The 23,632-nt window shown below is 73.0% G+C and carries 17 protein-coding genes; 5 read left to right on the top strand and 12 right to left on the bottom strand.

The annotated features are described in order from the left end of the window. Positions 1 to 17: 17 nt before the first annotated feature. From ACWDBE_RS10720 to ACWDBE_RS10750, 7 genes are all read right to left on the bottom strand, one after another. Positions 18 to 2,498 (bottom strand): SpoIIE family protein phosphatase, encoded by a 2,481-nt coding sequence (locus tag ACWDBE_RS10720; RefSeq protein ID WP_449792492.1) that lies wholly within the window; start codon positions 2,496 to 2,498, stop codon positions 18 to 20. A gap of 145 nt (positions 2,499 to 2,643) precedes the next feature. Beyond that, a complete protein-coding gene (locus ACWDBE_RS10725; protein ID WP_392871252.1) occupies positions 2,644 to 3,264 on the bottom strand; it encodes a TetR/AcrR family transcriptional regulator in 621 nt (206 codons plus the stop codon). 113 nt (positions 3,265 to 3,377) lie between these two features. Continuing rightward, the gene (locus tag ACWDBE_RS10730) at positions 3,378 to 4,976 is read right to left on the bottom strand and encodes a 4-coumarate--CoA ligase family protein (RefSeq protein ID WP_449807738.1); all 1,599 of its coding nucleotides are present in this window, start codon (positions 4,974 to 4,976) and stop codon (positions 3,378 to 3,380) included. A 278-nt stretch (positions 4,977 to 5,254) separates the two neighbouring features. Beyond that, a complete protein-coding gene (locus ACWDBE_RS10735) occupies positions 5,255 to 6,427 on the bottom strand; it encodes an acyl-CoA dehydrogenase family protein (RefSeq protein WP_449792490.1) in 1,173 nt (390 codons plus the stop codon). Between the two features lie 13 nt (positions 6,428 to 6,440). Then, the gene (locus tag ACWDBE_RS10740; RefSeq protein WP_449807739.1) at positions 6,441 to 8,453 is read right to left on the bottom strand and encodes an acetyl/propionyl/methylcrotonyl-CoA carboxylase subunit alpha; all 2,013 of its coding nucleotides are present in this window, start codon (positions 8,451 to 8,453) and stop codon (positions 6,441 to 6,443) included. A gap of 15 nt (positions 8,454 to 8,468) precedes the next feature. Further along, the gene (locus ACWDBE_RS10745) at positions 8,469 to 10,067 is read right to left on the bottom strand and encodes an acyl-CoA carboxylase subunit beta (RefSeq protein WP_449792488.1); all 1,599 of its coding nucleotides are present in this window, start codon (positions 10,065 to 10,067) and stop codon (positions 8,469 to 8,471) included. Beyond that, positions 10,064 to 11,791: an acyclic terpene utilization AtuA family protein gene (locus ACWDBE_RS10750; protein ID WP_449792487.1), complete on the bottom strand. Its 1,728-nt coding sequence runs from the start codon at positions 11,789 to 11,791 to the stop codon at positions 10,064 to 10,066. The genes ACWDBE_RS10745 and ACWDBE_RS10750 overlap by 4 nt, the downstream gene beginning before the upstream one ends. Positions 11,792 to 12,040: 249 nt before the next feature. Here ACWDBE_RS10750 and ACWDBE_RS10755 point away from each other — a divergent pair, with 249 nt between their 5' ends. Both ACWDBE_RS10755 and ACWDBE_RS10760 read left to right on the top strand, forming a co-directional pair. Continuing rightward, positions 12,041 to 12,175, top strand: coding sequence for a class I SAM-dependent methyltransferase (locus ACWDBE_RS10755; RefSeq protein ID WP_449792486.1), 135 nt, complete (start codon positions 12,041 to 12,043; stop codon positions 12,173 to 12,175). A gap of 5 nt (positions 12,176 to 12,180) precedes the next feature. Continuing rightward, positions 12,181 to 12,474, top strand: coding sequence for a hypothetical protein (locus tag ACWDBE_RS10760; RefSeq protein ID WP_449807740.1), 294 nt, complete (start codon positions 12,181 to 12,183; stop codon positions 12,472 to 12,474). On the opposite strand, the gene ACWDBE_RS10765 is transcribed toward ACWDBE_RS10760, so the two are convergent. The 5 genes from ACWDBE_RS10765 to ACWDBE_RS10785 form a co-directional block, all read right to left on the bottom strand. Continuing rightward, positions 12,453 to 15,458 (bottom strand): TIR-like protein FxsC, encoded by a 3,006-nt coding sequence (locus ACWDBE_RS10765; protein WP_449792485.1) that lies wholly within the window; start codon positions 15,456 to 15,458, stop codon positions 12,453 to 12,455. The two genes, ACWDBE_RS10760 and ACWDBE_RS10765, sit on opposite strands and share 22 nt — an antisense overlap. Further along, entirely contained in the window at positions 15,445 to 16,473 is a 1,029-nt protein-coding gene (locus ACWDBE_RS10770) for an AAA family ATPase (RefSeq protein ID WP_449792484.1), read from the bottom strand. Before ACWDBE_RS10770 ends, ACWDBE_RS10765 begins: the two co-directional genes overlap by 14 nt. Next, positions 16,470 to 18,236: a VMAP-C domain-containing protein gene (locus tag ACWDBE_RS10775; RefSeq protein ID WP_449792483.1), complete on the bottom strand. Its 1,767-nt coding sequence runs from the start codon at positions 18,234 to 18,236 to the stop codon at positions 16,470 to 16,472. The genes ACWDBE_RS10770 and ACWDBE_RS10775 overlap by 4 nt, the downstream gene beginning before the upstream one ends. Positions 18,237 to 18,242: 6 nt before the next feature. Then, positions 18,243 to 18,623: a CU044_2847 family protein gene (locus tag ACWDBE_RS10780; protein WP_449792482.1), complete on the bottom strand. Its 381-nt coding sequence runs from the start codon at positions 18,621 to 18,623 to the stop codon at positions 18,243 to 18,245. A gap of 123 nt (positions 18,624 to 18,746) precedes the next feature. Beyond that, positions 18,747 to 19,073 (bottom strand): response regulator transcription factor, encoded by a 327-nt coding sequence (locus ACWDBE_RS10785; RefSeq protein ID WP_449807840.1) that lies wholly within the window; start codon positions 19,071 to 19,073, stop codon positions 18,747 to 18,749. Between the two features lie 221 nt (positions 19,074 to 19,294). Here ACWDBE_RS10785 and ACWDBE_RS10790 point away from each other — a divergent pair, with 221 nt between their 5' ends. The 3 genes from ACWDBE_RS10790 (at position 19,295) to ACWDBE_RS10800 (ending at position 23,601) form a co-directional block, all read left to right on the top strand. Further along, positions 19,295 to 20,527, top strand: coding sequence for a C40 family peptidase (locus ACWDBE_RS10790; protein ID WP_449807741.1), 1,233 nt, complete (start codon positions 19,295 to 19,297; stop codon positions 20,525 to 20,527). Between the two features lie 216 nt (positions 20,528 to 20,743). Beyond that, positions 20,744 to 21,157, top strand: a complete 414-nt coding sequence (locus ACWDBE_RS10795; RefSeq protein WP_449792479.1) for a VOC family protein — start codon at positions 20,744 to 20,746, stop codon at positions 21,155 to 21,157. A 68-nt stretch (positions 21,158 to 21,225) separates the two neighbouring features. Then, positions 21,226 to 23,601 carry an ATP-binding cassette domain-containing protein gene (locus ACWDBE_RS10800; RefSeq protein ID WP_449807742.1) on the top strand — a complete coding sequence of 792 codons (2,376 nt, stop codon included), beginning with the start codon at positions 21,226 to 21,228 and terminating at the stop codon, positions 23,599 to 23,601. Positions 23,602 to 23,632 lie beyond the last annotated feature (31 nt).

A 23,632-nucleotide genomic window follows, 5' to 3' on the forward strand; every position in this document is an offset into this window, starting at 1 on the left:
CCGCGGAACGGTCGTTCCTACGAGGTTCCCAAGGGCAGTTCCAGCTCCGCCCAGACCACCTTGCCGTCCCGGGTGAGCCGACTGCCCCAGCGCTGGGCCAGCTCGCTGACCAGGAACATCCCGCGCCCGCCCTCGTCCTGCTCGGCGAACGGGCGCAGCTGCGGGGTCTGGCCGCCGGCATCGGAGACCTCCACGGTGAGCACCCGGTCGCGGAACAGTCTCAGCCGGCGTGGGGCGTCCGCGTGCAGCAGGGCGTTCGTGACCAGCTCGCTGACCAGCAGTTCGGCGTAGTCGGTGAGCGCGGACAGGCCCCAGGCCGCGAGGGTGGCGCGGGTGAAGCGGCGGGCTCTGCCGGGCAGCCGGCCGCCGCCGGACAGCGGCAGGCTGGCGATCCGGTCGGCGGGCAGCGGCAGCACCCGGGCCATGATCATCGCGATGTCGTCCTCGGTGCCGTCGGTGACCAGCGCGGCGAGGACGGCGTCGCAGCTCTCCTCCAGGGTCCGGCCGGGGCCGGCCAGGGTGCGGGCGAGCTGGTCGATCCCGGCGTCCAGGTCCTGGCCGCGCCGCTCGACCAGGCCGTCGGTGTAGAGCGTGACCATGCCGCCCTCGGGGATGGTGAACTCGATCGACTCGAAGGCCACCCCGCCGACGCCCAGCGGCACCCCGGGCGGCACGTCCACCCGGGTGGCGGTGCCGTCGGGGGCGACCCGGACCGGCGGCAGGTGTCCGGCCGAGGCGACCTGGACGGTGCGCTCCAGCGGGTCGTACACCGCGCAGATGCAGGTGGCGAACTGGCCCTCGCCGATTCCCGAGGCGGTCTCGTCCAGTCGGGTGAGGACCTGCTCGGGCGGCATGTCGAGGGTGGCGAGGGTCCGGGCGACGGTGCGCAGCTGGCCCATGGTGGCGGCGGCCCGGATGCCGTGGCCCATCACGTCGCCGACCACCAGGGCGACCCGCCCGCAGGACAGCGGCACCACGTCGAACCAGTCGCCGCCGACCTCGCTGACCACGCTGCTGGGCAGGTAGCGGTAGGCGATCTCCAGGCCGAGGGTGCGGTGCACCTCCTGCGGCAGCAGGCTGCGCTGGAGGGTCAGGGCGGTCTCCCGCTCGCGGCGGTAGAGCCGGGCGTTGTCGAGCGCCAGCGCGGTGCGGGCGACCAGTTCCTCGGCGAGGGCGACGTCGGCGGCGGTGAACGGCTGGGGGTTGCGCATCCGGATGAACTCGGAGCCGCCGAGCACCATGCCCCGGGCGGTGATCGGCACCATCAGGTACGAGTGGATGCCGGCCGCCATGCCGGGGGCCACCCGGTCCTCGCTGGCCACCAGTCCGCGCAGCGCCTCCTCGTCCACCTGGGCGCGCAGCAGCGGCTTCCCGCTGCGCAGGCACTGGACGTAGCTGCGGTCGGGGGCGTACTCGGAGGTCTCGCCTATCACGTCCACGGCGTGCGCGAGGCCGGTCTCGTAGGACTCCCCGACGGCGACGGCGCGCAGCGTGATGTTGCGGTCGGAGGGGATCGCGGTGGGCTCGGCGCCGCGCAGCACCGGCTCCAGCAGGTCGACGGTGGCGAAGTCGGCGAACCGGGGGACGACGGCCTCGATCAGCTCCTCGGCGGTGCGCTGGAGGTCGAGGGTGGTGCCGATCCGGGCGGTCGCCTCGGCGATGGTGGAGAGCCGTTCCTGGGCGCGGGCGGCGCGGGCCTCGGCCTGGAAGCGCTCCGTGACGTCGATGATCGAGGAGCAGACGCCGAAGATGCGGCCGGTGGAGTCCTCCAGCCGGAAGTAGGAGGCGGACCAGGCGCGGTCCCGCTGGGGGTCGCCGGGGACCCTGCCGTGCGAGCGGGCATCCACCACGGGCTTGCCGGTCTTGAGCACCTGGCGCATGATCTGCTCGATCTCGGCGCTGTTGATGCCGGGCAGCACGACGGGTATCCGGCGGCCGAGGTGGGCGGCGACCGGCACCCCGTTCATCCGGGCGAGTGCCTCGTTGATCCGGACGTAGCGCAGCTCGGTGTCGTAGACGGCCATGCCGATCGGCGAGCGGTCGAAGATGCCGTCGAGCACCGCGAGGTCGGCCTCGACGGCGTGCAGGGCGCGGGTGTCGGAGGCGGTGGCGAGCAGCAGCAGGGTGCCGACCGGGCCGGCGATCGGGTAGGTGCGGAACTCCAGGTCGACCTTGTGGCCGTCGCGGTGGCGGACCGGGAAGACACCGGACCAGCCGGTGCCGCTCATGATCCGCTGGAAGAGGTCGAGCACCTCGGTGCGGTCGGACTCGTCGGTGAGCAGTTGGGCGGCGTAGCTGCCGACGGCCTCCTCGGCGGTGTAGCCGAGGAGGGCCTCGGCGTCCTCGTTCCAGTGCAGGATCAGTCCGTCGCCCTGGAGCAGCGCCGTCGCGAACGGGACGAGCCGGTGGCCTTCGGGGCGCGCGCCCTCGGGGCGGCCCGGGGTACCGCCCGGTGCCGGGTCGGCGGCGTCGGTAGCGTCCCACTCGTGTCCGTGCATGATCAGGCAGCACCCCGGTTCGGCTCGTGCCCGGCCGGTTGGGCCACGCGGTCCGTGCCGGCCGGGTTCTTCTCCAGACTGCACGGACATCGGCCGCCCGGCGACCCCTTGGTCAGGGCCTCCGGCCGCTCCGGGTGTACGGGCGTCATGGGCGTACCGGCCGCAGCGTACTCTCCAGAACGCCCGCCCACTGCCGGATCACTCCGGAACGTCGGTGGCTGTCGTCGGTGAGCAGGTTGGCGAGGCCCAGTCCGCGGGCGAGGTCCAGCGTGGCCTGCACCGATTCGCGGACGCCGGGGCGGCTCTCGTCGGCGTCCAGGAACTCCACGGCGGCCCGGTGGGCCTCGCGGCCGACGTGTCCCTCCAGGGCGATGATCCGCTCACGCAGCGACTCCTCGGTGGCGGCGGCGGTCCACAGGTGCAGGGCGGCGCGGAACTGCGGGCCGGTGTAGAGGCGCACGATCATGTCGACGACGGCGCGGGTGCGGTCCGGTCCGGCGGCCGGCAGCTCGTCCGCGTGGGCGCGGACGGCGGCCAGCCGCTCGGCGGTGACGTGCTCGACGGCCGCGGTGACGAGGTCCTCGCGGGTCGGGAAGTGGTGCTGGGCCGCGCCCCGGGAGACCCCGGCCCGCTCGGCGACGACGGCGACGGTGGAGCCGTGCCAGCCGAGCTCGGCCAGGCAGTCCACGGCCGCCGCCAGCAGCCGGGCCCTGGTCGCTCGGCTGCGGTCCTGCTGCGGGGTGCGGGCGGCGGGGTGGCTGGTCATGGCGGCGGGCGGTTCCTGTTCCGGTCGGGGCGCGGCGGCTCCCGGTCGGGGCGCGGCAGGAAGATCCTCACAGACGGGTGCGGGTCCGCGGCCGCCGGGGCGCCTGGGGCCGGTCAGCGGACGGCGGTGCGGGCGGCCTCGCGGGCGCGCAGTTCGCGCCGGAGGATCTTGCCGGCCGCGGATTTGGGAACGGTGTCCACGAACTCCACGACGCGGACCTTCTTGTACGGGGCGACCTGCCCGGCGACGTACCCGGTGACCTCGTCCTCGGTGAGGGTGCTGCCGGGGGCGCGGACCACGAAGGCCTTGGGGCACTCGGTGCCCTCGGCGTCCCGGACGCCGATCACGGCGGCGTCGGTGATCTGCGGGTGGCCGAGCAGGACGGCCTCCAGCTCGGCGGGGGCGACCTGGTAGCCCTTGTACTTGATCAGTTCCTTGACCCGGTCGACGATGTGCAGGTAGCCGCGTCCGTCCACGAAGCCGACGTCGCCGGTGTGCAGCCAGCCCTCGGCGTCGACCACGGCGGCGGTCTCGGAGGGGCGGCCGAGGTAGCCCTTCATCACCTGTGGGCCGCGGATCAGCAGCTCGCCGCGCTCGTCGGGTCCGAGGTCGCCGTCGGAGCCGTCCAGGGCGGCGATCCGCAGCTCGGTGGAGGGGAGCATCCGGCCCACGGAGCCGGGCGAGGGGTCGCCCTCGCGCGGGGAGACGACGTGGCTGACCGGGGAGAGTTCGGTCATGCCGTAGCCCTGGAGCAGGTGCGGCAGGCCCAGGCGCCGGGCGCAGGCGTCGGCGAGTTCGCGGTCGAGCGGGGCGGCGGCGCACAGCAGGTACTCGACCGAGGAGAGGTCGTACTGGTCGACGATCGGGTGCCGGGCGAGCGCGATGGCGATCGGCGGGGCCACCACCAGGGCCTGCACCCGCTGCTCCTGGACGGTGCGGCAGAACTGCTCCAGCTCGAAGCGGGGCAGCACGACGACGGTGGCGCCGCAGCGCAGCGGCTGGTTGAGCAGCGCGGCCTGGCCGTAGATGTGGAAGAACGGCAGGACGGCGAGCACCCGTTCGCCCTCGGCGGGGCGGTAGAGGGCGTCGCACTGGGCGAGGTTGGTGGCGATCGAGCGGTGGGTGAGCATGACGCCCTTGGGCAGGCCGGTGGTGCCGCTGGAGTACGGCAGCACGGCGATGTCCTCGGCCGGGTCGACGGCGACCTCGGGGACGGGGGCGGTGGTGGTCACCAGGTCGGTGAGCGAGCGGTGGCCCTCGGCGCCGTCCAGGACGAAGATCTCGGCCAGCGGGCGGCCCTGCTCGGCGAGGAGTTCGGCGGCCGCACGGGCGGTCGGCAGGAAGGCGGAGACGGTGACCAGCCAGCGGGCGCCGCTGTCGCTCAGCTGGCCGGCCAGGTCGGTGGGCGTGGCGAAGGAGGAGACCGTGGTGATGGTGGCGCCGGCCCTGCTCGCGCCGTAGTAGGCGATCGGGTAGGCGGTCGAGTTGGGGCTGAAGAGGGCGACGACGTCACCGCTGCGGACGCCTGTGTCGGCCAGGCCGGCGGCCATCCGCTCGACGGTGACGGCGAGTTGGGCGTACGTGACGATGTCGCCGGTGACGCCGTCGATCAGGGCCGGGCGGTCGCCGTGCCTCGCCGCGGCGCCGAGCACCGCTTCGTGGATCGGCAGGTCGACCACCGGAACGTCGGGGAACTCGCTGCGGAACACCAAGGTGAGCCTCCAGTAAGGAAGTTGACGTAGCAACAAAACCGGCGAACAGTTCCGTGCGGGGCGCGTTCAGGAGCATACGGACAGTCGGGGGCCTGGCTCGGCCATTGTGGGGAACCCGTGCGGGACCTCGTGTGGCGCGGGTTGCTCCCGGGGGGCGCCCGACGCGGCGGTGCGCACCGTACCCGCGCGCCCCTGGGCCTCCCCCCGACCGCGGACCGTCGCACCGGCCACCGGGACCGGTGCGAGGGTGTCCGCACGTCCGTTCGCGACGTCGAGACTCAGTACGACTTGGGCAACCCGAGGGTGTGCTGGGCCACGTAGTTGAGCACCATCTCCCGGCTGACCGGGGCGACCCTGCCGACCCTGGTGGCGGCCAGCAGCGCGCCCAGCCCGTACTCCTGCGTCAGGCCGTTGCCGCCGAGGGTCTGCACGGCCTGGTCGACGGTCCGGGCGGCGGCCTCGCCGGCGGCGTACTTGGCCATGTTGGCGGCCTCCCCGGCGGCGAGGTCCTCGCCGGCGTCGTAGAGCAGTCCGGCCTTCTGGGTCATCAGCCGGGCCAGCTCGATCTCCACCGCGCACTGGGCCAGCGGGTGGGCCAGGCCCTGGTGGGCGCCGATCGGGGTGGACCAGACGGTGCGGGTCTTCGCGTACTCGACCGCCTTGCCGAGGGCCTGGCGGGCGAGGCCGAGCGAGAACGCGGCGGTGAGGACGCGCTCGGGGTTGAGGCCGGCGAACAGCTGGAGCAGGCCCGCGTTCTCGTCGCCGACCAGGGCGTCGGCGGGCAGTCGCACGTCGTCCAGGAAGACCTGGAACTGCTTCTCCGGGGCGACGAGCTCCATCGGGATCGCCCGGTACTCGAAGCCGGGGGTCTCGCGCGGGACGACGAACAGGCAGGGCTTCAGCTTGCCCGTCCGCGCGTCCTCGGTGCGGGCCACGAACAGCACCGCGTCGCAGTGGTCGATGCCGGAGACGAAGACCTTGCGGCCGGTCAGTACCCAGTCCTCGCCGTCCCGGCGGGCGACGGTGGAGATCCGGTGCGCGTTGGAGCCGGCGTCGGGTTCGGTGATGCCGAACGCCATCCGGCGGCTGCCGTCGGACAGGCCGGGCAGCCAGCGGCGCTTCTGCTCCTCGGTGCCGTAGCGGGCGATCACGGTGCCGCAGATCGCCGGGGAGACGATGAGCAGCAGCAGCGGGCAGCCCGCGGTGCCGAGCTCCTCCAGGACGATGGCGAGGTCGGTGATGCCGCCGCCCCCGCCGCCGTACTCGGCGGGCAGGTTGACGCCGAGGTAGCCGGCCTTGCCGGCCTCCGCCCACAGTTCGTCGGCGGGCTCGCCGGCCCGGGCCTTGGCGAGGTAGTAGGCGGAGCCGTAGCGGCGGCCGAGGTCGCCGACGGCCCGGCGCAGGGCCTGGCGTTCGGGGGTCTCCAGGAGCTGACTGCCGATGGTGGACATGCGGGGTCCTTCCTCAGGCTTCGGTGGGCTGGACGACGGCCAGCAGGGTGCCGGTTTCGACCTGGCGGCCGGGGGCGGCGCGCAGTTCGACGAGGGTGCCGTCGGTCGGGGCGGCGATGCGGTGCTCCATCTTCATCGCCTCCAGCACCAGCAGCGGCTGGCCGGCGGTGACGGTGTCCCCGACGGCGGCGACGACCCGGGCGACGGTGCCGGGCATCGGGGCGAGCAGGGCGCCGGGATCGGTGCGGACGGTGGGGTCGGGGAAGCGCGGCAGGGCGGTGAGCGCGGCGGAGCCGGCCGGGGTGTCGACCTGCACCCGGTCGCCGTACCGGGTGACGTGGTAGGTGCGGCGGAGCCCGTCCTCGGACAGCACGACCCGGTCCGGCGCGGCCTCGACCAGCTCGACGCCCGGGTGGTCCTCGGCCAGCAGGCCGGCCCGGGTGAGCCGGTAGCGGACGGCCGACTCGGTGCCGTCCTCGGCCCGGTAGCGCTTGAGCTGCGGCTGGGAGGGCAGGTTGCGCCAGCCGGAGGGCAGGGCGCCGCGGCGGCCGGCCGCGTCGGCGAGGGCGGCGGCCAGGGCGGCGCGGTCGGCGCCCTTGGTGTCCGGGGCGGTGAGCTCGGCGGAGTGCTCGGTCAGGAAGCCGGTGTGCAGGTCCGCGGCCAGGAACGCCGGGTGGCGCAGGGCGCGGACCAGCAGTTCCCGGTTGGTGGCCGGGCCGTGGAGGCGGGCGCGGGCGAGCGCGTCGGCGAGCCGGCGGGCGGCGGCGGCGCGGGTGGGCGCCCAGGCGATCACCTTGGCGAGCATCGCGTCGTAGTGCGGGGTGATCTCGCTGCCGGCGGCCACGCCGGAGTCCAGCCGCAGTCCGGTGCCCGCTCCGGCTCCGGCTCCGGCTTCTGCTCCGGCTCCGGCTCCGGCTCCGACACTGGCACTGGCACTGGCACTGGCACTGGCACCGGTACTGGTGAACTCCTGGTACGGGAGCGTCAGTTCGAGCCGGTGCAGGGTGCCGGTGGCGGGCTGCCAGTCCCTGGCCGGGTCCTCGGCGTAGAGCCGGGCCTCGATCGCGTGCCCGCGGGAGGCCGGGGGCTCGGGCGGCAGCGCGGCGCCCTCGGCGACGGCGAGCTGCAGCGCCACCAGGTCCAGTCCGGTGACGGCCTCGGTGACCGGGTGTTCGACCTGGAGCCGGGTGTTCATCTCCAGGAAGAAGAACCGGCCGTCCTCGGCGAGCAGGAACTCGGCGGTGCCGGCGCCGGTGTAGTCGATCGCCCGGGCCGCGCTGCGGGCCGCCGCGTGCAGGTCGGCGCGGACCTCGGCCGGCAGGCCGGGGGCCGGGGCCTCCTCGATCACCTTCTGGTGGCGCCGCTGGAGCGAGCAGTCACGGTCGCCCACCGCCCAGACGGTTCCGTGGGCGTCGGCCAGCAACTGGACCTCGACGTGGCGTCCGGCGGGCAGGTAGCGCTCACAGAAGACCTCGTCCGAGCCGAAGGCCCTGGCCGCCTCGGCCCTGGCGGCCGCCAGCGCGCCGGGGAGTTCGGCCAGGCTCCGCACCACGCGCATGCCGCGCCCGCCGCCGCCCGCCGCGGCCTTGACCAGCAGCGGCAGGTCGGCCTCGGTGGGCTCGGTGAGCGCGCCCAGCACCGGCACCCCGGCCTCGGCCATCAGCCGCTTGGCGGCGGTCTTGGAGCCCATCGCGGCGATCGCGGCCGGCGGCGGGCCGACCCAGACCAGGCCGGCGTCGAGCACCGCCCGGGCGAACTCGGCGCTCTCGGAGAGGAATCCGTACCCGGGGTGGACGGCGTCGGCCCCGGCGGCGAGCGCGGCCCCGACGATCAGGTCGGCGCGCAGGTAGGTGTCGGCGGGCGCGGCGCCGGGCAGCCGGACGGCGGCGTCGGCCTCCCGCACGTGCGGGGCCCCGGCGTCCGGGTCGGAGTGGACGGCGGTGGTCGCGATGCCGAGCTCCCGGCAGGTGCGGAAGACCCGGCGGGCGATCTCACCCCGGTTGGCGACCAGCAGGTTGGTGATCATTGTCTCGGGGGTCCTTTACAGGCGGAAGACGCCGTAGCCGTTCGCGCCCTCGACCGGCGCGTTGTGGATCGCGGACAGGCACAGGCCGAGCACCGTACGGGTGTCTCGCGGGTCGATCACGCCGTCGTCGTAGAGCCGGCCGGAGAGGAACACCGGCAGCGACTCGGCCTCGATCTGCTGCTCGACCATCGCCCGGATCGCCGCGTCCGCGTCCTCGTCGTACGGCTGCCCCTTCGCCGCGGCGGACTGCCGGGCGACGATCGACAGCACTCCGGCGAGCTGCTGCGGGCCCATCACCGCGGACTTGGCGCTCGGCCAGGCGAACAGGAAGCGCGGCTCGAAGGCGCGGCCGCACATGCCGTAGTGGCCGGCCCCGTAGGAGGCGCCCATCAGCACGGACAGGTGCGGGACCTTGGAGTTGGCGACGGCGTTGATCATCATCGCGCCGTGCTTGATGATGCCGCCCTGCTCGTAGTCCTTGCCGACCATGTAGCCGGTGGTGTTGTGCAGGAACAGCAGCGGGGTGTTCCGCTGGTTGGCCAGCTGGATGAACTGGGCGGCCTTCTGGGACTCCTGGCTGAACAGCACGCCCTGGGCGTTGGCCAGGACGCCGACCGGGTAGCCGTGGAGGCGGGCCCAGCCGGTGGCGAGGCTGCCGCCGTAGAGCGGCTTGAACTCGTCGAAGTCGGAGCCGTCGACGATCCGGGCGATCACCTCGCGCGGGTCGAAGGGCACCTTGAGGTCGCCCGGGACGATGCCGAGCAGCTCCTCCTCGGCGTACTTCGGCGGCTCGGCGGACGGATCCGGGGCGGGGCCGGGCTTGCGGTGGTCCAACCGGGCGACGATCCGGCGGGCGATCCGCAGGGCGTCCGCCTCGTCCACCGCGAAGTGGTCGGCCAGGCCGGAGACCCGGGCGTGCATCTCGGCACCGCCGAGCGACTCGTCGTCGGCCTCCTCGCCGGTGGCCATCTTCACCAGCGGCGGGCCGCCGAGGAACACCTTGGCGCGCTCCTTGACCAGCACGGTGTGGTCGGACATGCCGGGCACGTAGGCGCCGCCGGCCGTCGAGTTGCCGAACACCACGGCCACGGTGGGGATCCCGGCGGCGGACAGCCGGGTGAGGTCGCGGAAGAGGGCACCGCCGGGGATGAAGATCTCCTTCTGGCTGGGCAGGTCGGCGCCGCCGGACTCGACCAGGTTGACCAGCGGGAGGCGGTTGTTCAGCGCGATCTCGTTGGCCCGCAGGGCCTTGCGCAGGGTCCACGGGTTGCTGGCGCCGCCGCGCACCGTCGGATCGTTGGCCGTGACCACGCACTCGACGCCCTCGATCACGCCGATGCCGGTGACCAGCGCCGCGCCCACCGGGTGGTCACTCCCCCAGGCGGCCAGCGGGGACAGCTCCAGGAAGGGCGAGTCCGGGTCGAGCAGCAGCTCGATCCGCTCACGGGCCAGCAGCTTGCCTCGCTTGCGGTGGCGTTCCACGTACTTGGGGCCGCCGCCGGCCAGCGCCTTGGCGTGCTCGGCGTCGAGCTCGGCGAGCCGGCCGAGCATCGTGGCGCGGTGCTCGGCGTACTCGGGCCCGGCCGGGTCGACGCGGGTGGTCAGGACGGTCACAGCGGGGCCTCCGGGCTGTCCAGGAGCGTGGTCGGGATGTCGAGGTGACGGGAGCGCAGCCACTCCCCCAGGGCCTTGGCCTGCGGATCGAAGCGGTGCCGGGCGGCGACGCCCTCGCCGAGCAGTCCCGTGAGGGTGAAGTTGACCGCGCGCAGGTTCGGCAGCACGTGCCGGGTGACGGTCGACTCCGCCGTCTCGGGGAGGAGTTCGCGCAGCTTCTCGACGGTGAGGGCGTGCGCCAGCCAGCGCCAGCCGTCCGCGGAACGGGCCCAGACGCCGAGGTTGGCGTCCCCGCCCTTGTCGCCGCTGCGGGCGCCGGCCACCAGGCCGAGCGGGGCCCGCCGGGTCGGGCCGACCGGCAGCGGCTCGGGCAGCTCGCCCTCCACCGGGCGGGCCTGCCCGGTGACGGGCGGCGGCGGTACGGCGATCCGGCGGCCGTCCGGCAGGACGGCGGTGTGCTCGACGGCCTTGGCGTCGACGTACGCGGCGCTGAACACCCCGTACGGCGAACCCGGCCCCGGCGGGGCGGTGAGGTGGAAGCCCGGATAGCCGGACAGCCCCAACTCCACGGCCGCCTTGCCGAGTTCACGCCCCACCTTGGCCTGGTCCGGGTCCCGGGCGGCCAGCCGGAGCAGCGCGGAGGCGGCCTCCTCGGTCGGGGCGTCCGGGTGGTCGGTGCGGGCCAGGGTCCAGCGCAGTTCGGCGGGGCGGGCACCGGCCGGCAGGGCGTCGTCGAACTGCCGCCGGACGAGTGCGGCCTTGGCCTCGATGTCCAGGCCGGTGAGGACGAACACCACCTCGTTGAGGTGGCCTCCGAGCCGGTTGAGGCCCACCTTCAGGGTCGGCGGCGGGGCCTCGCCGCGCACGCCGTCGATCCGGACCCGGTCCGGGCCCTGCCCGGTGAGCCGCACGGTGTCCAGCCGGGCCGTGACGTCGGGGCCGAGGTAGTGCGGTCCGCCGGTCTCGTACAGGAGTTGGGCGGTGACGGTGCCGGTGGTGACGGCGCCGCCGGTGCCCGGATGCTTGGTGATCACGCTGGAGCCGTCGGCGTGCAGCTCGGCGATCGGGAAGCCGGGGCGGGTGACGTCGTGCTCGTGGAAGAAGGCGTAGTTGCCGCCGGTCGCCTGGGCGCCGCACTCCAGGACGTGCCCGGCCACCACGGCGCCCGCCAGGGCGTCCAGGTCCTGCGGGGTCCAGCCGAAGTGGGCGATCCCGGGGCCGACGACCAGCGCCGCGTCCGTCACCCGGCCGGTCACCACCACGTCGGCACCGCCGGCCAGACAGGCCGCGACGCCGAACCCGCCGAGGTAGGCGTTGGCGGCCAACAGGCCTTCGGGCAGGCCCAGTTCGGCGCGGCGCGGAAGCAGGTCGTCGCCCTCGACATGGGCGACGGCCGCCTCGACGCCGAGCCGCCGGGCCAGCGCGCGCAACTCCTCGGCCAGCCGGGCCGGGTTGAGGCCGCCCGCGTTGACCACGATCCTCACGCCGCGATCCCGGGCCAGGCCGAGGCACTCCTCCATCTGGCGCAGGAAGGTCCTGGCGTAGCCGAGCGACGGGTCCTTCAAGCGGTCCCGGGCGAGGATGAGCATGGTCAGCTCGGCCAGGTAGTCCCCGGTGAGCACGTCCAGCGGCCCGCCGGTGAGCATCTCCCGCACCGCCGCGAAGCGGTCCCCGTAGAACCCGGAGGCGTTGCCGATCCGCAGTACCGTGCCGTCGCGCGCCAATGCGCCTCCCCTGCCGGTGAGTTGGGCGCACCCTCGGGCGGGCGGCGCCGACCAGCAGCGTGGCACCGCCCCGAGAAAAAAGCAATCATGCTTGCTTGTTTTTCCGACATCAGTTCGCCCCGCTCGACGGGCGCGCTGGGACCGTCAGCGATAGATGGCGATGGTGAGCGATAGTTGGCGGCTACCCGGTCTCGTTACGTTCAGTGATTGAAACTGACGGTGCCGTGCCGCGCGTCGAGCGCACCGCCCATGCCCGCCGACCTGCTGGACCCGCAGTGGCCCGAGCGGCTGGTCGCGGCCGGGTTCGACCCCGCGCGGCGCTCGGTCTGGCTGGCCGAGGGCCTGTTGGTCTACCTCACCCCGAGGAGGCGGCCGGACTGCTGACGGCAGTGACCGGGCTGGCCGCCGCGGGCAGTCGGCTGCTGGAGCAGGGCCGCGACGTGAGCCTCACCGCGTACGACCCGGCGCTCGCCGAGATGGTCGCGCTCTGGCGCGGCGGACTCGGCCCGGGCACCGACGAATGGCTCGACGGGAACGGCTGGGCGTCGGAGGTCACCACCCTCGTCCGGCTCGGTGAGGTCCACAGACGCCCGTTCCCGAACCCCTCCGCCACGACGGCCTTCATCGAGGCGGAACGGTTTGACTCGACCGGGGGGACTTCTCAGTCCTGGTCGGCATTGTGATCGAAGACTGGCTCCGGCTGGGTTTCGGCGGGAGGGGGCAGCGGGTGGGCCGGGGGGCGCGGAGGCGGACCGGGGATGGCCAGTCCGGGTGTCGTCCGGCTGGTGTCCGGGCCGCCGCGGTCGAGACCGAAGACGTCTTGCCCATCGTCCTGCCAGTCCAATCTTTCATCCATGAGCTTGTTCTGAGCGATCGTCACCATGATGGCGAGGTCGCGGTCGAAGCTCTCCTGGTTCACATTGGTCCGGAACATGTGTTCTGCGTCGGTTCGGCGTGGCCAGTTGCGGCGAAAGACGCCGTGAACGCCTGCCCAGAGCGCGTCGTGCTCGGGCCCGTCGGCTGGGTCGTCGCTGCAGGTTGGGACGATGACGCCGGTGACAGGGTGGTTGTGCTCGTCGAAGGCGCGCAGCGCGGATTGGTAGCGGGCGTGCCCGACCACCCACGGGTCCACCAGCAGGATGCTGACCTGGCTGTCCTCGCGGGCCTGGTCGAGCTTCTCGTTGAGGTTGTCGTCGATCTCCTCCAGTGTGGTGGTGTGCCCGGCCGCGGTGATCACCTGTTGGGCGCGGGCGGCCAGGGAGGGCTGGGTGGGTGGATGGTAGGGGGCCCAGTGCCAGGGCTTGGTGCCGTACCATCCGCCGCGTCCGGAAGATGCCTCCGAAGCACGCCCGGCCGCGATGAACAGCCGCACCCTGCCCTCGGAGGGATGGGCGGACACGAGTGCTGCCGATGCAGGGAAGTAGCCCCGCACGGCGCCGAGGTCGAACTCGGGCAGCTCGCCGAGCCGGCGCGCGGCCGCGTCCCGGACCCGCTTCGCGACCACCCGGACGACCTGCTCGTACGCCCCGGACTGCGCGGTGCGCATCAGGGCCCGCAGGCCATGCCGGGCGTAGGCCTCGCCCATGTCGGGCTGGGCCCACTGGACCTTGGTCACCTCACCCGGCAGGTCGCCCGGCGAGATGGGCTCCCAGAGCACCGGAATCAGCGCCGGAACCTGTTCCCCGGTGTCCTCGTGGTGGCGCCGTACCCGGCCGCGGAAGGCGGTCCACTCCTTGCCGCAGTAGAGGCTGGCGAAGTAGGCCGGGGAGTAGAGCGCGATCATGGTCCGGCTGCGGCCCAGCACTCTCGCCAGTGTCTCGTCCCAGTCGTCGGTCAAGCGCAGCTGCTCGGTGTCACGGTAGGCCAGGTCCTCCACGTTCCCGCCGGCTCCGACCAGCCAGCCTAGTTCGTTCCGCAGATCGTTGAAGAACTGGTCGACGAAGGCGTCTTCGGCCTCGAAGTCCCGACGCGCGTAGCTGAAGAAGAAGTACGGGCGAAGTGCCTCCCCGAAGGCGCGGTCTCGTTCAGGGGAGATGGGCCTGCCACGCAGGGGGGAGCTCCTGCTCCTGTTCGGCGGGGGTATCGCGGTGGACGGCTGCGACGACGTGTCCGGGCTCGGGTGTCCGCCGCGCAACAGGGCGAGAGCGGCCGGGCTGACCAGGGCGAACGCGGGACCGTCCGGGGCTGGTCGAGAGCCGGAGCCGGAGCCCGGGCTCAAGGCGGGGAACGTCTCCCGGGCCGAAGCGGTGTGCTCCTCGATGTACCCGCCCACGCGGTGCAGCAGTTCGACGGTCTGCCAGGCCGCCGACCGTGTCAGTGTCCGCAGCAGGACATCCCGCACCCCCGACCGGAAAGCGTAGTGGCCGCCGGCTCCGGGCAACGCGGTGAGCATCCCGCTGAGGACGATCTCGGCGAGCTGCTGCGGGTGAGGGCGCGGCTCGACGACGGCCTGGACCAGCCGCATGACCGGCAGGCTCGGGACGCCGACCGCCAGATGCCCCGCGAGCCGGAAAGCCTCCGGCGAGGCCACCGCCCGGAACCGTAGGACGAGGTCCTGCGCGGACAGGCCGTCGCGGTCCTCGCTCGCAGACGCCGCTGTGCCAGTCGGCGGGAGGCGGGCGGCCGCACCGGGCACCCGGCCGGTGCGGCCGGCCACCAGCTCTGCCCAGTGCGCCAGCCAGCCGGTGGTGAGTTCCAGGACCGGAATCGGCGTTCCCTGCCCCCCTCCGTCGTCCCGGTAGGGCGTGAACGCCAGGCTCGCGCTGGGGGCGGCCTCTCCGGGTGTGGAGAACAGTCCGGCAGAGGCGGGCAGGGCCGTCCGTCGCCACATCCGTTCGGGCAGTGGCTGGACGACGGCCGTGGCCATGGTGGCGGCCCGGTCGCGCAACGCCCGTTGCCAGGGACCGGCCGTGCCCGCGGGAGCCCACCACTGCGGCCCGGCGCAGTCACTGACGACCAGCAGGGCGGTCCGGTCCGGGCGGGCGGTGGGGATCCGTAGGCGCGGGACGGTTCCGGCGAGTGACACGCGCAAGAGTCGGACTGTCCGAAAGAAGCCGCTCTGGGCGGCGAGGTGACGCAGTTCCCGCGCCAGTGGCCGCCATACGGTCATGGTCGGGCCGTCGTCGAAGGCGATCACCAGGTCGAGCCAGGGTTCGGTGGTGCGGCGCAGCACCGGGAGCCAGAACCTCGGCTCGGCGTCGTGCGCTGCGATCCGGTGCGCGGTGCGGATCTCGTCGAGCTCCCAGCCGCGGGCGGTCGGCACCCGGCGAGCCAGTGGTCTCAGGGCACGTTGGAGGGGGAGGGGGCGGCTGAGCAGGGGCGGGGCCGGCGTGCGGAGCGACAGATGTGGAGCGGCTTCGGTGGCGGACCCTGGGCCTGTGGCCGCCGGCCCGGGAGTGTGCAGTGGCGAGTGGCCGCGGCCGTCGCCGGGGGCCGGAGGACGGTCGGTCTCGCCGTCCGCGCGTTGCCCGGGCGCCGGTTCGGGAGGCCGCCGGCCGGCGCCGAGCGAGCTGTGCTCTGCCAGCCAGAGCAGTTCGGCCAGTTCGGTCGGAGTGGGGTGGTGCCCCGACGCCCGGGTGAGGAGCGCCGCCAACCTCGCCAGTCCGCCCGGGCCGCGGGGACCGGGTTGTTCGCTCGGCTCGTCCGCTCCGGCCTCAGAGGAAGTCATCGCCGACGCTCTCCGGTTCGATGTAGGCCATCAGGTGCTCGGCGAGTTCGTCGCGTGAGTCGGCGTCCAGCCCGCAGGCGCCGGTGAGGTAGATGGCGTTGAGGAGCTGGTCGGTAGCCAGTTCCCCGGCCTCGGCGCGGATGAGGAAACGGTCGACCAGCCGGCGGGCGTTGTCGTCGAGTGCGCCGAGGTGGGCGCGGACGATTTCCTCCAATTCCTGCGGCCCCGGTCGGGCAAACCTGAGGGTGATGCAGCGCCGCAGGAAAGCCGGCGGGAACTCCCGCTCTCCGTTGCTGGTCAGTACGACGAAGGGAAAGGCACGGCAGCGGACTTGGCCGCGATTGATGGACACCCTCTGGTCGGTGCCGTCGATCATCACCTCGGCCTCGGGCGTGCCGCGCGCGGCACGCACCAGCTCGGGGATCTCGTACTGGCCGCCCTCCAGGACGTTCAGCAGGTCGTTGGGCAAGTTGAGGTCGCACTTGTCGATCTCGTCGATCAGCAGCACCCGTGGTTGTTCGTACGGTAGGAGCGCGGTGCCGAGCGGGCCCAGCCGCAGGTGGTCCTCGATCGCCTCGCCCGCAGCGCGATCTCGCGGCCCCCCACCAACCGGCCCGCCGTCGGCCGCCCGGCTGGCCGCGTAGAGCCGTGACAGCGGGTCGTAGCTGTACAGTCCGTCCTCCAGGGTGGTGCGGCTGGTGATGTTCCAGCGCAGCACCGGGCCGAGCGACAGCTCGCGCGCGACGGCGTACGGCAGGCTGGACTTGCCGCTGCCGGGCGGGCCGGTGACCAGCAGCGGGCGGCGCAGGTACAGAGCGGCGTTGACCAGCTGGACGGCCTCCCCGGTGGGCCGATAGGTACGCGCCCGGTGACGCTGCTCGGGGGAGGACTCCTCCATTCGTGGCGGCTCGAGGACCGGCCCGCCGTTGAAGGCGCGCCAGGGCGGCGGGGCGGGCAGGTGGCGGATGGCGTCATGCGGTTCCGAGACGCCGGTGAAGACGGGCCAGGGGGTCATACGGGTCCTCTCCAGTGTTCCTGGTCCACTGGCGAGTGCCGGGAGCCTCCGGGCTCGGGAAACCAGCGGGGATCCTCCCACAGCAGGGTCAGCCCCCTGGCCCAGTGGGCCGTTTCGCCGTCGTGGACGAAGGCGGTGCGGCGCAGCGCGTGCACGTGCTCGGGCAACTCGGCCGGAGCCACAGTGGCCAGTTGCTCGACGAGCAGGTCGAGGAAACGTCGCCCGGTGCAGCTGTCGGCCGCGTCGGGCGCGTGCGTGCCGCCGCACCCGGTGCGCGACCAGACCACGATGGGAACGGCGGCGTTCAGGCTGGCGGCGAGTAGCCGCTTTGCGTCGGCCAGTTTGGGTGGGCGGCCGAACCCCACCGGATCGTGGGTCGAACCGAGCCGGACGGCCAGGCGCTCCGCGGTGTGGGTGGTTCCGCAGTCGATCCGCTGGACGACGGAGGTCTTGAGCCGGTCCAGGCTCTCCCACTTCTGGTGCAGTTTGAACTGCAGCGCGCCGCTGCGCCGTCGGTCTATGTCCATCAGGACGACGGGGGAGAAGCAGCCCAGGGGCGTGGTGTCGTCCTTGGCCCGGTGCCATTCGTCGAGCGGCTGGTTGAGCCATTCACGCGGGACGGCGAAGGCGATAAGGGCGCTGCCCCGGGGGTCGAGTTCGTGGAACGCGGCGTCGATGTGCTCCAGTACGAAGGAGCGGATCCGGGCCTTCGGTAGCGTCCGGGTGCCGACCACGTGGCGGTGCCCGGCGCGGAACGCGGAGACCTCGACCACGAAGGAACCGGGCCCCGAGCCGCTGCGGTCGACCTCGACCAGTATCGGGGACCACCGAGGTCGGGGCGGGGGGTCGGGTGGTACCGCGTCGGACTGTCGCCGGTAGCGGTGCAGCCAGTGGCGCAGCGCGCGCTGCGCCACGATGTCCTCGGTCCGCGCGGCGAGCGCCTCGACCAGGGAGGTGACCGGGCACTCACCGGGCGCGGCCACGACCTCGGACAGCAGGTACCAGGCGAGGTCCCAGTAGGATTCGAACTTTCGGGCGGGATGTGCCGGTCCGAGCGGGCCGACCGCGTCGGCGTACAGGGTGTCGAGCTCTCCCGGCCGGGCCGGTTTGCCCAGGCCGACCAGGGCGGTGCGCAGCAGGCGTTTGGCGTCCGAGGTGAAGTCGCGGGTGGGGACGAGGTCGGCGGCGGGCCGCCAGTGACGGGCGATGACGTGGGCGGGAATCATTCGACCGCTCCGGACGTCGGAGGACCTGGCGGCAGCGGAGATCATGCCGACGACCCGCCCGGTGCCCTGGACGACGGCCGCGGCGCCGCTGAATCCGCGGGCCAGTGGCTGACCGTTCGGTGTCCAGGCCTCCAGCTGGATCCACTCGCCCGCGATCAGCTGGTCGGCCGTCACGCGGAACTCGGCGAGCGTTCCGCTCTCGTAGCCGCGCGGGAAGCCGTAGCCGATCAGCTTCGGTGCTGGGTGGGCGTAGGCCTCGTCGAGCGCGGCGAACCGGGCCGGTTCGACCGGGACCACGGTGTCCAGAATCAGGACCGCGACATCGCCCGGGTCCTCGAGCTTCCCGCTCCAGCCGCCGCGTTCCACCACGGTGGCGCCGATCGGCTCGAGGTCCGGCCGTCCGACGAACACCACCTGCGCCCGGCGGTCGCGGCCGACCACATGGGCGCAGGTCAGTACCTCGCGCTCGCCGACGAGGAACCCTGACCCGGTCTCGCCGCCGCAAGTGATCCTCACCTGCCAGGCTGCGGTGGGCACCTCGGGTCAGCTGTTCTCGTCACCGGTCCCGTGGTCGTCCGGTTCCGAACGCTGCTCGACCTGCCGGTGCCGCTCAGGTTGCCAGGAGAGCCTCACCACCAGGTGTCCCTCCAGGCTGCTCTTGGCGATCACCGCACCGGCCTCGGTGGTGAGCTTGACCCCGAACTCGATCTCGACCGAGTCGGGCTTCAGCCGCCCGTCACGGAAGACGCTCAGAGCTGACTCGGCCGCACTGTGGATGCCCTGCAACGCGTGCTCGAAGGTGTGGCCCGCCTGGACGACGGCGCCGTCCCCGCGGGCGACCAGTTCGAGACCGGGCCCCTCGTCGTCGACCTCGATGACCACGTTCGCGCCGCCGTCGGTCCGAAATTCGACCAGCGAATCCACCGGATCCCCCCTGTTCAGACCTGAACCCCGCACGTATGTCGGACAGTATGCCCTTTACAGGTGCCTACGGGCAGCCGATTGAAATCATGAATGCATTTTCGTGTCCGCGGACTTGACGGGCAATCACACTCGCTCGGCCGGCCGCGGCGGCCAGGTGTTCGGGGCCAGGACGCCGGTGGCGTAGGCCCGGGCGACCAGGGCGGTGCGGTTGGGGACGCGCCAGCGGCGGGAGAGCCGCGCCAGGTGGTAGTTGACCCCGCCCGGGGTGATGCCGATCTCCCGGGCGATCTGCGCGGTGGTGTCGCCCCGGGCCGCCGCGGCCAGGATCCGGGCTTCGACCGGGCTGGTCTCGGCCTTGGGGGCCCGGGGGCGGGGCGCGCCCGTGCACTCCGCCGTCCGCAGTGGCAGCAGCAGGCTCGGGGTCTGAAGACCGCCAACTATCGGTTCCAGTCACAGCGCCGACGGCGAACCGGCGGACAGCCGGACTCCGGACCGGCGACCCCTGGCCGGGCGGGAGGCCCCACAGCCCCCGACAGCCCTCCCGGCAACTTGCCGCACAGTTGCCGCCGGCGGGGCCCGCGAGCCGTAAACCGGCAGGTCGGACGGCCACACGGGGTGTGTGGGCCACAACCATTGACCCGGAGTCAGCGATTCCGGAAGGATGCGCCACCATGACTACGCGCGTAAACCTTCTGTCAAGACGGCTGATCGCCCCGCTCCGGCTGGCGGCCCTGCTGTCGCTGCTGGTGTCGGTCGGGGTGTTCTTCGCCGGCGCCGGCGAGGCCCAGGCGGCGCCCTCCTGCGCGGTGCTCTCCACCGGCGCGGCCTCGCAGGCCGACGCCGCCGTCCGCTCCGCCTGCGGCCTGATAGGCACCCCGTACTCGTGGGGTGGCGGCCACGGCTCCCAGCCCGGCCCGACGTACGGCCTCTGCGACTCGGCCAACGGCGCGCCCAACGACTGCAACGTGCGCGGCCTGGACTGCTCCGGCATGGTCCGCTACGCGTACTACCTGGCCGTCGGCACGGACGTCATCAACGGCACCACGCGGACCCAGTGGCCGACCTCGCGGGCCGTCGCCCGCTACTACAAGTCGGACGGGACCGCACCGCTGCTCCCCGGCGACCTGGTGTACTTCGGCAACACCGCCTCCACCATCCACCACGTCGCGATGTACCTCGGACAGGGCTGGATCGTCGAGGCCCCGTACTCCGGCGGCTACGTCCGGGTGGTGGCGCTCTCCTCGCACAGCGACTACTACGGCGCCATCCGCCTGTACGGCCCCGGCAACTCCACCCCGACCACCCCGCCCACCACGCCGCCCCCGTCGAACAGCGGCCAGTACTGGGTGGACACCAACGCCAACGCGCCGGTGTACGGCTCCCCGACCTCCACCACCAGCACGGGCACCCTCTACCAGGGCACCAACTACGTCTACTGCAAGGCCTGGGGCCGCGAGGTCTCCAACGGCAGCGCCTACAACCACTGGTGGCTGAAGACCGACCCGGACGTGGGCCCCGGCGGCCAGTGGGTGTCCGCGTACTACCTCTCCCGGTGGGGCAACGACGTCGCCAAGGACAACAACGGCACCACCATCCCCACCTGCGCCGGTGGCGGCGCCCCGCCCGCCACCGGGAAGTACTGGGTGGACACCTTCACCAGCGCGAGCGTCTACGCCTCGCCGACCTCCACCAACGCCACCGGGACGCTGAACCAGGGGACGAACTACGTCTACTGCAAGGCCTGGGGCCGCGAGGTGTCGAACGGCAGCAGCTACAACCACTGGTGGCTGAAGACGGACTCGGACGGCGGCCCGGCCGGCCAGTGGGTCTCCGCGTACTACCTGTCGCGCTGGGGCAACGACACGGCCAAGGACAACAACGGCACGACCATCCCCGACTGCTAGCAGCGGGCCGACCGTGCCGGCCGCGGCCACCGACGAGGTGGTGCGGCCGGCACGGTCGCGTTTCCCGGGGCGCCCGCGCGTGACCGGTCGGCGCCAGCGCGTGACCGATCAGGGCCCGCCCCGCCGCACAGGACCCGCCCAGACCGGCCAGGACCCGCCGCGACCGATCAGGATTCGAGAAGCGCCCGACCGGGGTGCGCGCCTAGCGTTGCCGTCATGAGCGACATCACCATTCACTGGACCTTCCTCCCGCACACCGACCCCGAGGCCTCCCTCGCCTTCTACCGCGACCTGCTCGGCTTCGAGGTGCGCAGCGACATCGGCGGCGGCCCGATGCGCTGGATCACCCTCGGCCCCGCCGGCCAGCCCGACGTCTCCCTGGTACTGGAGCCGGCGTCCGCCGACCCGGGCCGCACCGAGGAGGAGCAGCGGACCGTCACCGAGATGATGGCCAAGGGCACCTTCGCCCGGATCGTCCTGGGCACCCGCGACCTGGACGGCGTCTACGACCGGCTGAAGTCCGGCGGCGCCGAGCTGGTCCAGGAGCCGACCCGGCAGCCGTACGGCGTCCGCGACTGCGCGTTCCGCGACCCGGCGGGCAACATGGTCCGCCTCAACGAGCTGGGCTGACCCCCGCCGGTACCCGTACCCTTCAGGACACCCCACGGACCACCGAGAGCCAGGGAGCGAAGACAACGATGCCCAACCGGACGGACGCGCGGCCGCACGTCGCCGACAGCCACGACCTGATCCGCGTGCACGGCGCACGCGAGAACAACCTCAAGGACGTCAGCGTCGACATCCCCAAGCGCCGGCTGACGGTGTTCACCGGGGTGTCCGGCTCGGGCAAGAGCTCCCTGGTCTTCGACACCGTCGCCGCCGAGTCCCAGCGGCTGATCAACGAGACCTACAGCGCGTTCGTCCAGGGCTTCATGCCCACCCTGGCCCGGCCCGAGGTGGACGTCCTCGAAGGCCTGACCACCGCGATCATCGTCGACCAGCAGCGGATGGGCGCCGACCCGCGCTCCACCGTCGGCACCGCCACCGACGCCAACGCGATGCTGCGCATCCTGTTCAGCCGCCTCGGCACCCCGCACATCGGCTCCCCCAAGGCCTTCTCCTTCAACGTCCCCTCGATCAGCGGCGCCGGCGCCGTCACCGTCGAACGCGCGGGCAAGGCGGTCAAGGAGCGGCGCAGCTTCAGCATCACCGGCGGCATGTGCCCGCGCTGCGAGGGCCGAGGCACCGTCTCGGACATCGACCTCACCCAGCTGTACGACGACGGCAAGTCGATCTCCGAGGGCGCGTTCACCATCCCCGGGTGGAAGACGGACAGCTGGTGGACGGTCGGCGTCTACGCCAACTCGGGGTTCCTCGACCCGGACAAGCCCATCCGCGAGTTCACCGAGCAGGAGCTGCAGGACTTCCTGTACCGGGAGCCGACCAAGGTCAAGGTCAACGGCGTCAACCTCACCTACGAGGGCCTTATCCCCAAGATCCAGAAATCCATGCTGTCCAAGGACAAGGACGCGCTGCAGCCTCACATCCGGGCCTTCGTGGAGCGGGCCGTGACCTTCACCGCCTGCCCCGACTGCGAGGGCACCCGGCTCAGCGCGGCGGCCCGCTCCTCGAAGATCGCGGGCATCAGCATCGCCGACGCCTGCGCGATGCAGATCAGCGACCTCGCCGCCTGGGTCCGCGACCTCCGGGAGCCCTCGGTGGGGCCGCTGCTCGGCACGCTCCGGCAGACCCTCGACTCCTTCGTGGAGATCGGCCTCGGCTACCTCTCCCTCGACCGCCCCTCCGGCACCCTGTCCGGCGGCGAGGCGCAGCGGGTCAAGATGATCCGCCACCTCGGCTCCTCGCTCACCGACACCACGTACGTCTTCGACGAGCCCACCACCGGCCTGCACCCGCACGACATCGACCGGATGAACCGGCTGCTGCTGCGCCTGCGGGACAAGGGCAACACGGTGCTGGTGGTGGAGCACAAGCCTCAGACCATCGCGATCGCCGACCACGTGGTCGACCTCGGCCCGGGGGCCGGCGCGGCCGGCGGCACGGTCTGCTACGAGGGCGACGTGGCGGGGCTGCGCACCAGCGGCACGGCGACCGGCCGCCACCTGGCCGACCGTACGGCGCTGCGGGAGACCGTGCGCAAGCCCACCGGCACGCTGGAGATCCGCGGCGCGAACACCCACAACCTGCGGGACGTGGACGTGGACGTCCCGCTCGGGGTGCTCACGGTGGTGACCGGGGTGGCGGGGTCGGGCAAGAGCTCGCTGATCCACGGCTCGATCCGGGCGGAGGAGGGCGTGGTCTCCGTCGACCAGGGCGCGATCAAGGGTTCCCGGCGCAGCAACCCGGCCACGTACACCGGGCTGCTGGAGCCGATCCGCAAGGCCTTCGCCAAGGCCAACGGCGTGAAGCCGGCCCTGTTCAGCGCCAACTCCGAGGGCGCCTGCCCGACCTGCAACGGCGCCGGGGTGGTCTACACCGACCTGGCGATGATGGCCGGGGTGGCCACCACCTGCGAGGACTGCGAGGGCAAGCGGTACCAGCCCGCGGTGCTGGAGTACCACCTGGGCGGGCGGGACATCGCCGAGGTGCTGGCGATGTCGGTGACGGAGGCGGAGGAGTTCTTCGGCTCGGGCGAGACGAAACTCCCGGCCGCGCACCGCGTCCTGGAGCGGCTCGCCGACGTCGGGCTCGGCTACCTGAGCCTCGGCCAGCCGCTCACCACGCTCTCCGGCGGCGAGCGGCAGCGGCTCAGGCTGGCCACCCACATGGCGGACAAGGGCGGTGTCTACGTCCTCGACGAACCGACCACCGGGCTGCACCTGGCCGACGTCGAGCAGCTGCTCGGCCTGCTGGACCGGCTGGTCGAGTCCGGCAAGTCGGTCATCGTGATCGAGCACCACCCGGCGGTGATGGCGCACGCCGACTGGATCATCGACCTCGGCCCGGGCGCCGGCCACGACGGCGGGCTGGTGGTCTTCGAGGGCACTCCGGCCGAGCTGGTCGCGGCCCGCTCCACTCTGACCGGCGAGGCGCTGGCCGACTACCTGGGCTGAGTCGTCCTGCCTCGGCCGGGTCGAGCGGGAG

The organism is Kitasatospora sp. NPDC001132, from assembly GCF_053598415.1.